12 protein-coding genes are annotated in these 13,059 nt (G+C 71.9%); 8 read left to right on the forward strand and 4 right to left on the reverse strand.

What is annotated here, in order from left to right:
- Nucleotides 1-79 precede the first annotated feature (79 nt).
- Genes BHU15_RS05755 through BHU15_RS05765 form a run of 3 tightly spaced genes read left to right on the forward strand, consistent with a single transcriptional unit; the run spans nt 80 to nt 2,303 of the window.
- Nucleotides 80-1,114, forward strand: coding sequence for an alcohol dehydrogenase catalytic domain-containing protein (locus tag BHU15_RS05755; RefSeq protein WP_107422790.1), 1,035 nt, complete (start codon nt 80-82; stop codon nt 1,112-1,114).
- Between the two features lie 37 nt (nt 1,115-1,151).
- Nucleotides 1,152-1,646 carry a hypothetical protein gene (locus BHU15_RS05760; protein WP_069626171.1) on the forward strand — a complete coding sequence of 165 codons (495 nt, stop codon included), beginning with the start codon at nt 1,152-1,154 and terminating at the stop codon, nt 1,644-1,646.
- A gap of 30 nt (nt 1,647-1,676) precedes the next feature.
- Nucleotides 1,677-2,303 carry a hypothetical protein gene (locus BHU15_RS05765; protein WP_069626172.1) on the forward strand — a complete coding sequence of 209 codons (627 nt, stop codon included), beginning with the start codon at nt 1,677-1,679 and terminating at the stop codon, nt 2,301-2,303.
- A 20-nt stretch (nt 2,304-2,323) separates the two neighbouring features.
- Here BHU15_RS05765 and BHU15_RS05770 read toward each other — a convergent pair whose 3' ends face one another.
- From BHU15_RS05770 to BHU15_RS05785, 4 genes are all read right to left on the reverse strand, one after another.
- Nucleotides 2,324-3,589, reverse strand: coding sequence for a vWA domain-containing protein (locus BHU15_RS05770; protein ID WP_069626173.1), 1,266 nt, complete (start codon nt 3,587-3,589; stop codon nt 2,324-2,326).
- Nucleotides 3,586-4,821, reverse strand: coding sequence for an AAA family ATPase (locus BHU15_RS05775; protein WP_069626174.1), 1,236 nt, complete (start codon nt 4,819-4,821; stop codon nt 3,586-3,588). The genes BHU15_RS05770 and BHU15_RS05775 overlap by 4 nt, the downstream gene beginning before the upstream one ends.
- A gap of 89 nt (nt 4,822-4,910) precedes the next feature.
- Nucleotides 4,911-6,323 (reverse strand): hypothetical protein, encoded by a 1,413-nt coding sequence (locus tag BHU15_RS05780; RefSeq protein ID WP_069626175.1) that lies wholly within the window; start codon nt 6,321-6,323, stop codon nt 4,911-4,913.
- A 139-nt stretch (nt 6,324-6,462) separates the two neighbouring features.
- Nucleotides 6,463-7,353, reverse strand: coding sequence for an AraC family transcriptional regulator (locus tag BHU15_RS05785; RefSeq protein WP_069626176.1), 891 nt, complete (start codon nt 7,351-7,353; stop codon nt 6,463-6,465).
- Nucleotides 7,354-7,439: 86 nt separating this feature from the next.
- On the opposite strand from BHU15_RS05785, the gene BHU15_RS05790 reads away from it, so the two are divergent.
- From BHU15_RS05790 to BHU15_RS05810, 5 genes are all read left to right on the forward strand, one after another.
- Nucleotides 7,440-8,447: an aldo/keto reductase gene (locus tag BHU15_RS05790; protein WP_069626177.1), complete on the forward strand. Its 1,008-nt coding sequence runs from the start codon at nt 7,440-7,442 to the stop codon at nt 8,445-8,447.
- Nucleotides 8,448-8,721: 274 nt separating this feature from the next.
- Entirely contained in the window at nt 8,722-9,540 is an 819-nt protein-coding gene (locus tag BHU15_RS05795; protein ID WP_069626178.1) for an endo alpha-1,4 polygalactosaminidase, read from the forward strand.
- Between the two features lie 174 nt (nt 9,541-9,714).
- Nucleotides 9,715-11,058, forward strand: coding sequence for an ABC transporter substrate-binding protein (locus BHU15_RS05800; RefSeq protein ID WP_069626179.1), 1,344 nt, complete (start codon nt 9,715-9,717; stop codon nt 11,056-11,058).
- A 12-nt stretch (nt 11,059-11,070) separates the two neighbouring features.
- The gene (locus tag BHU15_RS05805; protein ID WP_079127922.1) at nt 11,071-12,117 is read left to right on the forward strand and encodes a carbohydrate ABC transporter permease; all 1,047 of its coding nucleotides are present in this window, start codon (nt 11,071-11,073) and stop codon (nt 12,115-12,117) included.
- Nucleotides 12,114-13,007, forward strand: coding sequence for a carbohydrate ABC transporter permease (locus BHU15_RS05810; protein ID WP_069626180.1), 894 nt, complete (start codon nt 12,114-12,116; stop codon nt 13,005-13,007). The genes BHU15_RS05805 and BHU15_RS05810 overlap by 4 nt, the downstream gene beginning before the upstream one ends.
- The last annotated feature ends 52 nt before the right edge of the window (nt 13,008-13,059 follow it).

The raw sequence follows: 13,059 nt of genomic DNA on the forward strand, positions 1-13,059 counted from the left end.
TTTTTCGGCGCGGACGCGGGTGCGAACGTGAGTGACGGGGCTCAGATTCTGAATTCGAAGCAGGAAGAGAGATGTCCCGATGAGGGCGACATTCATGCATGAAGCCGGAGACGTACGTGTCCAGGACGCGCCGGATCCGGTGATCGAGCGGCCCACCGACGCGATTGTCCGGGTCGTCCGGTCCTGCGTGTGCGGCAGCGATCTGCATCCGTACCGCACCATGACGTCCGCGGCCGGGCCCGTTCCGATGGGCCATGAATTCCTCGGAGTGGTCGAGGAGACCGGTTCGGACGTGTCCGGGCTCCGGCGCGGTGACCTGGTCGTGGCGCCGTTCGCGTACGCGGACAACACCTGCGCGTTCTGTCGGGAGGGGCTTCAGACCTCCTGCCCCGACGGCGGGTTCTTCGCCGCCGGCATCGGCGGCGCCCAGGCGGAGGCCGTCCGTGTGCCACAGGCCGGTGGCACCCTGGTGAAGCTCCCCGTGGCCGAGGACTCCGCGCTGCTGCCGTCACTGCTGACGCTGGCCGATGTGTACGGCACCGGCCACCACGCCGCCAGGCAGGCCCGGGTCACCCGGCGGACCACGGTGACGGTGATAGGTGACGGCGCCGTCGGACTGATGGCGGTGCTGTCGGCGCGCCAACTGGGCGCCGAGCAAATCATTCTGATGGGCCGTCACCGGAGCCGTACCGACCTCGGACGATTCTTCGGCGCCACCGACGTCGTCGCCGAGCGTGGCGAGGAGGGCATCGAGAAGGTCCGCGAACTGACCGGCGGCCAGGGCACCCACACGGTGCTTGAGGCCGTGGGTCATCTGCCCGCGTACGAGATGGCCGTCGGCGCCGTACGGGCCGGCGGGGTGATCAGCCGGGTCGGCGTGCCGCAGTACGAGGCCGCCCCCGTCGGCTTCACCAGCCTGTTCGGGCCGAACGTCACGCTGACCGGCGGCCCGGCCCCGGTGCGGGCCTACATCGACGAGCTGCTGCCCGCCGTCCTGGACGGCACGGTCGAACCCGGCCGGGTCTTCGACCGTACGGTGTCGCTGGACGAGGTGCCCGAGGCGTACCGGACGATGGACCGGCGCGAGTCGTTGAAGGTCCTCATCGCACCGTGATCCGGCGCCTGTCGGTGCCGTGCGCTTGAATCACCCCATGGACGACTCGGCGCGCATGTGGATCACCCCGGTTCCCGCCCTGGACCCGGACGGCGAACCGGCGGTGCTCCTCGGCCACGACTGTGCCTCGCGGGACGCCGGGGAGCGCGCGATATCCCGGCTCCTGGACCGGGGGCACGAGGGCGAGGAGGGGGTGTTCTACCTGCTGCCGTTCGACCTGTCGGCCCGCTACGAGCGGACGGGCGACCGGCTCGCGGTCGTCGTCACCACTTCCGGACAGCTCCTCGTCAAGGAGCCGGGATATCGCTCCGATCTCGCCGACTTCGCCGATCTTCCCGTCGACGGCGCGGACGAGGACCGGGTCGTCCTGCTGCGCCGTGAGATCGTGACGGACTTCGTCCCCGCCGAACAGGACGGGGAGAAGCAGCCGGTGCTCCTGATCGACCACGACGGTTCGGCGGCCTCGCTCGCGGAGCTGTTCGACCGGTTCGAGGCGGGCGAGGCCGGCATCGCCGTCCTCAACGCCGAGTGACCGCGGTACGGCCGTGAGAGGGGACACGCGATGGTGAGACCCGAGGTCGGAGCGGCCCCGCGCCGCTGTGCGGAGTGCTCCGGGTACGAGTACGGGGGCGCGCCCGCCTGTACGGTCTGCCGGGCACTGGTCGACGGCATCGTGGAAGACGCGTGGGCAGCGTTCACGCGCCGATGGGACGTCGCCCACGACCAGGAGGCCGCGCTCGCCGGGATGGTGTCGGCCGAACCCGACCGCCACGACTGGCGGGTGGTCGACGCCGCGCTCGACCGGCTCCACTGCGCGCGGTGCGGTGACAGACTCGGCCGCGGCCCCGTCGGCTGCTTCGCCTGCGACCAGGCCCACGGCTTCCGCTACGCCGCGATCGAGACGGACCGGCCGGGCGTTCCGAGGGGCAATGAACACGCCGTCCGGGTCAACGTCTCCGTCCTCCGCAGGCCGCATGTCACCTCGGCGAACGAACTCCTCGCCCGGCGGCTGCTGTTGCCCCTGCTCCTGGCCGGATTCCTGCCGACCGTCCAGGAGGCCCAGCGGATGAGCGCCCTGATCAAGAGCGGCACTCCGGCGCAGTCCACCCGGCTCGTCGAGCAGGCGATCGAGGACGCGATGGCGCGGCGGCGCGCCGGCCGCCCTCCTCCCGGGCAGGCCGACGGCTGAGCCGAGCGCCGCCACCCCGGCTAACCGATGTTCACCACGCGCGCCCACGCGGGCGGCGAGTCCGGTACGTAGTCGGGATCGTCCTCGTTCCACGAGTCGGCGGACCGGTCGAACAGGCCCACCACCGTCCGGCACGGCGGCCGGGCGTCGGGCCAGGGGGTCTGCCCGTCGGTCAGGACCACGATGACGTCCGGCCGGTGGCCCCTGCGGAGTGCCCTGGCGAAGCCCGTACGCAGATCCGTTCCCCCGCCACCCACCAGCGGAATCCCGGCGGCCCGGCACAACGGGTACGCGATCTCGGACGCCGCGTCGCACGGCAGCACCGTGATCAGGTCCCGACGCCCGCCCACGGCACGGGAGATGGCGGCGACCTCGTGGAGCGCGCCGCCCAGCTCGGAGTCGCTGACCGACGCGGACGTGTCGATGATGACCGCGACCCGGGGTGGCCGGCGCCGCAGGCTCGGCAGTACGGCGCCGGGCACCCCGGCCGAGCGCCGCGACGGCCTGCCGTACGAGTAGTCCTCGCCCGCGCCGGAGCCCGAGGTCGCCGAGCGGACCGCCGCGCCCAGCAACTCCCGCCACGGCTGCGGCGGATGGAACGCCTCGTCCGCCCACCGCTGCCACCCCTCCGGCGTGTTCCCGGGACGGGCCTTGATGCCCTGCGCCACCCGGAACCGGACAGCGTCCCGCTCCTGCGCGCTGAGACCGTACGAACCGCCAGGACCGAGGTCCCACCCCCGTGCCAGCCCGTCGGAACCGCTGCCGCAGTCCAGCCAGGCCATGCCCCGCGTGTACGGGCCGAGCCGGAACCGGCGCAGATACTCCTCCATCAGCTGCCCGGCAGGCAGTCCCAGGGGGCTCGGTTCGACGGCGTCCTCGGGCTTGGTCAGCCCGTCGCCGAACACGTCGTCGTTGATCTCGAAGTCCGCCGCGATGTTCATCCGCAGGCGCTCGCCCGGACCGGTCAATCCGTGTGCGCGCGCGAACCGGTCACTGCGTCCGTGGTGGTCACGGAGCAGATGCGACACCTCGTGCACCCAGACACCGGCCAGCTCCTCCACCGGAGTCCGGGCGACGAACGCCGGTGAGGCGTAGCACCGCCAGTACCGGTCGACGGCCATTGTCGGGACCCGGTGGGACTCCACGACATGCAACGCGAACAGCGCCGTCGCCATGTAGGGCCGGACCCGGACGGCGTGCAGCCGGGCGGCGAAGAGCTTGTCGAGGTCCAGCTTTCCCGGCGCGTCCTGGTCCGGGGCCGCGTTCGTACCGGCTTCCGGGGTCACCGGCCCGCCCGGGCGGCCGACTCGGCACGGACCGCCGTGCGCTCCGCCGCGCGGTCCGCACGCCGGGACAGGGACACCGCCCCGGCGAGCCGGTCGATCGACGCGGGCACGTCCCACTCCTCCTGCCGCAACGACGCGAGTGTGGTCGCCGGGACGACCACCAGGTCCGGCGCCCCGGTCTCCATCGCCCGCACCAGCAGCGCCCAGGCCGCGTCCCACCGGGACTTCTCCGGGCGCTCGCGGACCGCTCGCACCACCCCGTCGAGCACGGCCTGGCGCAGATCACCGCGCTCGGGCAGGACGGCGCCCGCCGGATCGGCCAGCAGCGTCTCGGGGTCGGGGAGGTCCAACCGGTCCAGGGAAGCGAGCAGTTCGAGCCCCGGACCGTCCCCGACCGTCCCCCTGACGAGCAGGGAGAGCACGTCCCGCGAGGAGCCCGCGGCGGTCGCGAACGCGATCAGACGCAGAGCCATCTCCCAGCTTCGCGGCGACGGCCAAGGGCCGCCCTGCCGCGCCTCGTTGCTCGGCAGCCGGTGGACGAGCCCGGCCCGCGCGGCGAGCAGCCCGCACACGGCACGCCGCGCGAAGTCCACGGCCCCCGGCAACAGCTGCGGATCCAGCCGTGGCAGGGTCGCCACGGGCCATGTCCCACCGAGGCCGCGCACCACCACGTCATGATCGTGCGTCCACCGCAGATGGACGAACCGGTTCGCCAGCGGCGGACTCAGCTCCCACCCGTCCGCCGCCGAGGACCGGGGATTGGCGGCGGCCACGATCCGTACGTCGGACGGCAGTTGGAGCGCGCCTATCCGTCGTTCCAGTACGAGCCTGAGCAGGGCGGCCTGCACGGCCGGCGGCGCCGTGGACAGCTCGTCCAGGAACAGCAGCCCGCGTCCGGCCCGTACGAGTCGGACCGCCCAGTCCGGCGGGGCCATCGGGACCCCCTGCTCGGCGGGATCGTCCCCGACGACGGGCAGGCCCGCGAAGTCGGAGGGCTCGTGCACGCTGGCGATCACCGTCGTCAGCGGAAGGTCCAGCGAGGCGGCGAGCTGCGTCAGCGCGGCGGTCTTGCCGATGCCTGGCTCACCCCACAGGAGTACGGGCAGGTCGGCGGCCACGGCCAGGGTCAGCGCCTCCAACTGGATGTCGGGGCGCGGTTCCGTGGTCGTATCGCGCAGCAGCGCCAACAGGTCGCCGGCCACGTCGAGTTCGCCGGGCAGGGGAGTGGACAAGTGGCATCACCTTTGAGTTCGTCGGAGAGGAAAGAACGAGGACAAGAGAAGACAAGAGAAGACAAGGGATGAGCGAACCCGCTCCCGCGTCAGCGGATGGACAGGTGGCGCGGATGCGAGCGGATCCCGAGAGGACGCCGGTCACGCGGCAGATTGCGCCCGGACCTCGGTCCCGGCCCGATCAGCCCCGCCCTGAACAGGCCGTAGACGACACGCCGCTCCGCGGCGGCCTCCAGCTCCTCCCGGAGAGCGCCGTCGCGCAGCAGCGCGTCGGGCCCCAACAGCCCCTCGACGACGGCCAGCGCGCCGGCCGCGTCGCCGTGATCGAGGCGTTCGCGCACGCCGGGGAGGCAGTCCGGACTCCGGTGCGCCTCGTCGATCGCCCGCAGACAGGCGAGCGGAGTCCCGGTCAGGGTGGCCAGCAACTCCTCCCGCCGGATCTCGACCGGGTCGTGGTCCAGCGGCGCCAGCACCCCGTCGACGAGACCGATCCGGTGCAGTGCTCCCCGGCACTCCACGACGCGTGGCTGCCCGGCCTGCTCCGGGATCCTCGACGGAGCGGCTGACGGCGCGTACGAGGGTACGAGTGCCGAGGCGACCAGCGGGTGCAGCCGACCGACGTCGATCGCACCGGCGCGGAGCAGCTCCAGGTCGGGCAGCACCCACACCGCCGCGTCGGGCAGGAGCGGCGGCGCGGGTGTGCCGCCGGCCTTGTCCGGTGGCGCGATCCGCAGTACGGGCGGCCCGAGGCCGCCTTCGTCAGCGACCAGTTCCAGGTCCAGCCGGCGCCGGGCCCCGAGCCGTACGGTGAACGCACCGCCGGACCGGCCCCCGGCCCGGAGCAGGATCCCGGCCTCGTCGGCCCACCGGTCCACGGCACAGTGGTGCCCCGACGGCAGCCGCTCCAGCACCGCCGCGTCCAGCACCGAACGCCCTTCGCCGCACGGGTGGTTGGCGCCCGCCCGTACCGTCAGCTCGTCGGTCCTGCGCGCGTCCCACAGATGGCGGTGCAGATCGAGCCGGAACCGCCGGTCCGGACGGGGATGCGGATGACGGCGGGTGGCGTCGCCGGTGAGGGAGCCGTCCCACAGCGCGAGGCTGATCCGCTGACCGGCATCCGCCCAGGCGGGCGGAGTCCGGACCACGAGCTGCACCGGACCGTCCGCGCCGCCCTCGTAGCGGGCCAGCGCGACCGTCAGTCCCGGGCGCAGCAGACCGTCGGGAGCGATTCTCGGCAGGTGCCAGCGCAACAGATCGGGCGCCAAGTGGCGCAGATCGGCCCGGAGTCGGGCCGCGAGTTCGGAGCCGTGCGTACGCGCCACGGCGCGCGGATCGAAATCGATGTCGATGCCTGCGGCGGCACACGCCCCCGCCCAGTCGCCGGCTCCGCGGCGGGCGGTCGCAGTCTCGATCATGGACGGCGGCACGGCGAACTCACGCACGCGCGGCCAGAAGGAAAGGCGGGAGGAGCGGGAAATCCCGTTCGCGGTCTCAGTGAGCATCAGCACTCACCTTGCGCGGACGGGTCCCCCAATCTGCGAGAGGAGAAGGTAGTCATCGCGGTGACCATAGCGCTCCCGGCCCCGATCTGCCAGATCGATATCCCCGGGCGCCGGACGGGCTCATGACCGCCGGACGGTCTCACGACGGCCGGGCACCCGCCAGCCGGCCGCGCAGCCGGGCCGCGTCCATGGCGGGCGGCAGGCCGTAGGCGCGCCGGTACTCCCGGTTGAACTGTGTCGCGCTCACATACCCGACCGCCTCGGCGACCAGCGCCGCCGTGGTGTCACCGGCGACCAACTGCCGCCGTGCCTCCTGCAGTCGGAGCTGTTTCTGGAAACGCAGCGGGCTCATACCGGTGGCGGCCTTGAAGCGACGGTGGAGGGTGGCGGTGCTCATGTGCGCCACCGCCGCGATCGTGTCGACGCTCAGCGGCTCGGTGAAGTGCGCGGCGATCCACGCGGCAGCCGTGCGCACCCGGGCCGTGGCGGAGTCGGCCGCCGTGAACTGACGCAGGCCCGGCCCGAGCGGGCTGCCCAGCAGCCGGTAGAGGATCTCGGCCTCGAACCGGGCCGCGAGCGGGCGGATGTCGTCCGGGGTGTCCAGCAGCCGTACCCACCGGGTGACGGCGTCGACGATCTCCGGTGTCATCGGGGCGGTGATCCGCCCACCGGGACCGGGCGGCGTACGGGGCTCATCGCCGTCCAGTTCCAGCAGCAGACCGGTGAGTGCCCGCCCGTCGAGCCGTAGCACCGCGGAGCGGTACGGCACCTCGTCGAACAAGGCCGTGACCGGCAGCACGAGCGGATTGAAGAACATCTCGCCCCGCCCGGTCCCCCAACTCCGCTCGCCGGCGGTGGCCCTCTTCGACCCCTCGGCGACGAAGCAGATCATCGGCTCGTACAGCACGTCGGTGGGCGCGAGAGGCTCGTCGATCGCCACGAGGACCTGATGCGGCACGGCGCTGTCGTGCCAGAGGCTGTCGGCGTGCCGGGCCACGACCGCCGCGAGCTGGTCCAGCTGATCTCGCATGGAGTGCTCCTTGGTGAGAGGATCAGGCAATTCTACGCGGCCGGTGCCCAATGATCTTCAGGGGTGCGGTCAGTAGCGTCGGAGGCATGACACAACCTGGTGAGAACCTTCCGCGGCGCACCCTCGGCAAGCAGGGCCTGGAGGTCGGGGCGATCGGCCTCGGCACGATGGGCATGACCATGGCGTACGGCACCGGCGACGAGCCCGGCGGCATCGCCACCATCCGCAGGGCGTACGAACTCGGTGTGGACTTCTTCGACACCGCCGAGCTGTACGGCCTGGGCACCGGCAGCAACGAGCGGTTGCTCGGCCGTGCGGTGAAGGACTTCCGCGACGACGTCGTGATCGCCACCAAGTTCGGCTTCGACCTGAGCGATCCGGAGCGGGTCGGGTCCGAACTGGACAGCCGGCCGGAACATATCCGCGAGGTCACCGACAACAGCCTCCGCCACCTCGGTACCGACCGGATCGACGTGCTGTACCAGCACCGGGTGGACCCGGACGTACCGATCGAGGACGTGGCCGGCACGGTCGGCGAACTGATCGCCGAAGGCAAGGTCCGTTACCTCGGGCTGAGCGAGGCGGGCCCCGACGTCATCCGGCGCGCGCACGCCGTCCACCCGGTCTCCGTGCTCCAGACGGAGTACTCGGTGTTCGAGCGTGCCGTGGAGGCCGACGTGCTGCCGGTGGTACGGGAGTTGGGCATCGGATTCGTGCCGTACTCCCCGCTCGGCCGGGGCTTCCTCACCGGCACCGTGAAGCCGGCCACCGAGTACCCCGCCGACGACATGCGCAGCTGGGACGACCGCTGGCAGCCCGGCAACTACGAGCAGAACCTCGCCGCGACCGGTGAACTGACCTCGCTCGCGGCCGAGTTGGACATCACCGTCACCCAGCTCGCGCTGGCCTGGCTGCTGGCCCAGGGCGACGACATCGTGCCGATCCCGGGGACCCGCAGCCCCCGCCGTGTCGCCGAGAACACCGCGTCGGCGCACATCACGCTCTCGACGGCGGACCTCGCGCGCGTCCGGGAGATCCTCCCGCGCGGCGCGGCCGGATCCCGCTATCCCGAGGGGATCATGCCCACCTGGTAGCACCCGCCCCTGGTCACCGGGGGACGGTGACCAGGACGCGGCCGTGACCCCCGGCGTCGACGCCGGGGACCTCCCGCTCTGTTGACACGAAGGAGGTCCGCTCGCTTTACTCCTCGCAACGCCGCAGCTGAGCGAGCAGAGCTGAGCACACGGCGCCAGAGGTACGCCTAGCCGGTGGACGGGCCCATGGGAGCCCGCAAGCCCGGACAGTGTCGCCAGGATCACTCCAGGGTCCGAGGCGGGGACGTACCCTCCATGTTTCTGGAGCTCGACTGTGAGCATCACACGTGTCCGTACCCGCCGGTTCCTCACCGGGGTGGCGGGCCTCACGGCAGCGTTGATCACCCCCCTCCTCGCCTCGTCCTCCGCGGGCGCGTCGGCCGCCGCGCCCCTCCCGCCGGTCCACGCCGGATTCGACTACCAGATCGGCGGCGGGTACACGCCGCCCGCCGGGGTGAGCGTGGTCAGCCGTGACCGCGAGGACTCCCCGGCGCCCGGCCTCTACAACATCTGTTACGTCAACGCCTTCCAGGTCCAGCCCGACGAACTGGACGAGTGGGCGCCCGACCTCCTGCTCCGCGACGCCAACGGCGACGTCATCATCGACGAGGAGTGGGACGAGGCCATCCTGGACGTCAGCACCCCGGCCAAGCGGGACCGTATCGCCGCCAAGGTGAACGGCTGGATCGACGGCTGCGCGAGCAGCGGCTTCCAGGCCGTGGAGCCCGACAACTACGACAGTTACGAGCGCAGCCGGGGCCAGTTCGGCTCCGCCGCCGCCAGGGAGTTCATCACCCTCCTCTCCCGGCACGCGCACGACAAGGGCCTGGCGATCGGTCAGAAGAACACCGCCGACCTCGCCGAGTTCCGCGACGACACCGGGCTCGACTTCGCCATCGTCGAGGAGTGCGGGGAGTACGAGGAGTGCGACTCCTTCACCGAGTACTTCGGTGACAACGTGATCGTCATCGAGTACACGGCGGGCGGACTCGCGACCGCGTGCGAGGGCTGGGGGGACCGGCTCAGCATCGTCCGCCGCGACCTCGACGTCCGGCCCGCCGGCAGCAGCGGCTACCTCCGCCAGACCTGCTGACCTCCTGCTCGTCAGCCCTTCCACGAAGGGCAGTTCACCCGGCCCGGTGCGGCGCCGCCGTACGCGGCGACCGCACCCCGGCCGGGCCCCGACTCTTCCCCCTCGCCCGGAGCGCTGTCGCCGTCGCGCCCGCCGTGGTGCCGGGAGCACGACGTACGAAGCACGGAGGTTCACATGGCCGTCGACCGCCGCAACCCGCCCCGCGTACCGCCCCGCCTGTCCCGGCGCGGCCTCCTGCGCCGGGGCTCCGGACTCGCGCTCGCCGCCGCCGCGTCGGCCACGGCGGCCGGCTGCGCCGGGGGCGCCTCCGACGGCGTCGGCGCCGACGGACGGGTCACGGTCGAGCTGTGGCACGGGCAGACCGACACCGGCCGCGCGGCGATCGAAGCACTGGTCAAGGACTTCAACCGGACCCATCCCACGATCCGCGTCGACCCCGGCGGCGGCGTCCTCTCCGACGCCATGCTCCAGAAGATCACCGCCGCGCTCGCGTCCGGTTCCTTCCCCGACATCGCGTACATCTTCGGTTCGGACCTCGCCAGCGTCGCCCGCAGCCCCTCCGTGGTGGACCTGTCCGAGACGGTCCGCTCCGGACCCACCCCGTGGAGCGACTACTGGGCGCCGGCGCGCGAGGCCGTCACCGTCAACGGCCAGGTACGGGCGGCCCCCGCCCTCCTCGACTCGCTCGCCGTCGTCTGCGACAAGAAGATCTTCCGCGAGGCCGGTCTGCCCCTGCCCCGAGCCGGCTGGACCTGGCAGGAGTTCACCGACACGGCCGCCCGTCTCACCGACCGGAAGCGGGGCGTCTTCGGCACCGGCTGGCCGGGAGTGGGGGACGAGGACACCGTGTGGCGGCTGTGGCCCATGGTGTGGGACCTGGGCGGTGACGTCGTCGCGCCGGACGGACGGTCGATCGGCTTCGCCAAGACCGGCGTACGGGCACTGGAGACCGTCGAGGCGCTGGCGCGGGCGAAGAGCGTGTACGTCGACCCCAAGCCCGGCAGCGAGCAGATGTACCAGGTCTTCCTCTCCGGACGCATGGGCATGGTCGTCACCGGACCCTGGCAGCTCCCCGACATCCGTGACGCGGGAATCGACTACCACGTCGTCCCGCTCCCCAGCTACAGCCGCAAGCCGATCACCATCTCCGGACCCGACACCTGGACCGTCTTCGACAACGGCCCGGCCCGCGTGCGGGCCGCCCGTACCTTCGTGACCTGGCTGGCCCAGCCCGCCCAGGACGTCCGCTGGGACATCCAGGCAGGCAGCCTGCCGCTCAGCCGGCCGACCCAGGCGCTGCCCGCCTGGCGGGCCCAGGACGAGAAGACGGAAGGTCTCGCGGTGTTCACGCGGGCGCTGGAGACCGCGCGCGTACGGCCCGTCCACCCCGCGTATCCGCAGATCTCGCAGGCACTCGGCCAGGCGATCGCCGCCGTACTGCTCGGCAGATCCAGCCCCGCCGACGCACTGCGCCGATGTGCCCGTACGGCCGACGCCGCGCTGCTCATCCCGCGCTGAGGAGAAACCACCATGCCGAGACTGCCCACACCACTCACGCTCCCGGCGGGGGACGCACGCGAGGACGGACAACAGGACCACGGCCAGGACCGGGACCGGGCGGACCACGCCGCCGGTGCGGGCGAGCGAGAGCCCGGCCGGCGCCGCCGCTCACCGCTGCGCCGCGGCGAGACCGCGACCGCCTGGGCGTTCATCACGCCCGCCGTCCTGATCATCCTCGGGCTGAGCGTCATCCCCGTCGCCTGGTCGGTCCTGCTCTCCTTCCAGGCGTCCGACCTGGTCACCCCCAGCCGCTGGGTGGGACTCGACAACTACCGCGCGCTCAGCCAGGACCCCAACTTCAGCCAGGCCGTGCGCAACACCCTGCTCTACACGGTGCTGTACGTCCCGCTGAGCATCGGCATCGGGCTGGCGCTCGCCCTCGTACTGAACAGGCGCATCCGGCTCGTGGGGCTCTACCGGACCCTGATCTTCGTGCCGTTCGTCGTCTCGGCCACGGCCCAGGGCGTGCTGTTCTCCTTCATCCTCGACCCCGAGTTCGGCGCCGCCAACTCCGTACTGAACACGCTCGGCATCTCCCCGCAGGGCTTCCTCACCGACCCCGGCCAGGCCCTGCTCGTCCTGGTCGCGATCTCGCTGTGGAGCGGCACCGGCTTCTGCGTCGTGGTCTGTCTGGCCGCGCTCCAGGACGTCCAGCCGTCCCTGATCGAGGCGGCGCGCCTCGACGGCGCGGGACGGTGGCAGCTCCTGAGGCACGTCACCCTGCCCGCCATGACACCGGTGAGCGTGTTCCTGCTGGTGTGGCAGACCATCAACGCGCTCCAGGTCTTCGACCTGGTGTACGTGACGACCAAGGGCGGGCCGCTCGGGTCCACCACCGTGATCGTCTACTTCATCTGGGAGCAGGCGTTCAAGAACTTCACCGCCGGCTACGGCGCGGCGGCGGCCTACGTGCTCGCGGTCGCGCTGGGCCTGGTCACCGTCGGCCTGCGGCTGGTCCGGGGCCGTGAACAGCGGCGCTCGGCCCGCCCCGTACGCCTCGAAGGAGCCGGCAAATGACGGTCACCACCGCACCGGTCGCCACCTCACCGGCCACCCCACCGGTCGCCACGCCGCCCCGGCGCCGGGGGCTCGCCCGGCTGCCGCTCAGCGCCTGGCATCTGCTGCTCGCGCCGCTCGCACTGGTCTTCGCGGTCCCGCTGGTCTGGCTGGTGCTCAGCTCCGTGATGAGCGACGCCGAGATCAACCGCTTCCCGCCCGCCCTGTGGCCCTCGGGCATCGACCTCGGCGGCTACCGCTACGTCCTCGGCAACGCCATGTTCCCCCGCTGGTTCGCCAACTCGCTGATCGTGTCGGTCGTCGCGGTCGCGTCCAACCTGCTGTTCGGCGCACTCGGCGGATATGCCTTCGCCCGGATGCGGTTCGCCGGGTCCCGGCTGCTGATGGGGCTGATGCTCGCCACGATGGCGATCCCGTTCCAGCTCACGATGGTCCCGACCTTCCTCGTCATGAAGCGCCTCGGCCTCATCGACACCCTGGGCGCGCTGATCGTGCCCTCGCTCGTCACCCCGTTCGCGGTCTTCCTGCTGCGGCAGTTCTTCCTCTCGCTGCCCAGGGAACTGGAGGAGGCAGCGTGGATGGACGGCTGCTCCCGGCTGCGGGTGCTGTTCCTCATCGTCCTGCCGATGTCGCGGCCCGCGCTGAGCACCGTGGCGGTGCTGACCTTCCTGACCACCTGGAACGACCTCACCTGGCCGCTGATCGCCATCAACCACGACACGCAGTACACGTTGCAGCTCGGACTGACGACCTTCCAGGGGCAGCACCACACCAAGTGGGCGGCCGTCATGGCGGGCAACGTGATCACCGTGCTGCCGGTGCTGATCGCGTTCCTCGTGGCGCAGAAGTCGTTCATCCAGTCCATCACCTCCTCCGGGCTCAAGGGATGAGACCGGACCACCTCGCCCATCTCTCCTCACGTCGCCGTGTACTCCAGGGAAG

Origin of the sequence: Streptomyces niveus (assembly GCF_001723055.1) — a bacterium.
Lineage (GTDB): Bacteria > Actinomycetota > Actinomycetes > Streptomycetales > Streptomycetaceae > Streptomyces > Streptomyces niveus.

Bases quoted from the DNA above. Each gene is read 5' to 3' on its own strand.
- BHU15_RS05810 (WP_069626180.1), top strand. From the start codon at position 12,114: ATGACGGTCACCACCGCACCGGTCGCCACCTCACCGGCCACCCCACCG.
- BHU15_RS05800 (WP_069626179.1), top strand. From the start codon at position 9,715: ATGGCCGTCGACCGCCGCAACCCGCCCCGCGTACCGCCCCGCCTGTCC.
- BHU15_RS05785 (WP_069626176.1), bottom strand. From the start codon at position 7,353: ATGCGAGATCAGCTGGACCAGCTCGCGGCGGTCGTGGCCCGGCACGCC.
- BHU15_RS05755 (WP_107422790.1), top strand. From the start codon at position 80: ATGAGGGCGACATTCATGCATGAAGCCGGAGACGTACGTGTCCAGGAC.
- BHU15_RS05765 (WP_069626172.1), top strand. From the start codon at position 1,677: ATGGTGAGACCCGAGGTCGGAGCGGCCCCGCGCCGCTGTGCGGAGTGC.
- BHU15_RS05780 (WP_069626175.1), bottom strand. From the start codon at position 6,323: ATGCTCACTGAGACCGCGAACGGGATTTCCCGCTCCTCCCGCCTTTCC.
- BHU15_RS05760 (WP_069626171.1), top strand. From the start codon at position 1,152: ATGGACGACTCGGCGCGCATGTGGATCACCCCGGTTCCCGCCCTGGAC.
- BHU15_RS05805 (WP_079127922.1), top strand. From the start codon at position 11,071: ATGCCGAGACTGCCCACACCACTCACGCTCCCGGCGGGGGACGCACGC.
- BHU15_RS05790 (WP_069626177.1), top strand. From the start codon at position 7,440: ATGACACAACCTGGTGAGAACCTTCCGCGGCGCACCCTCGGCAAGCAG.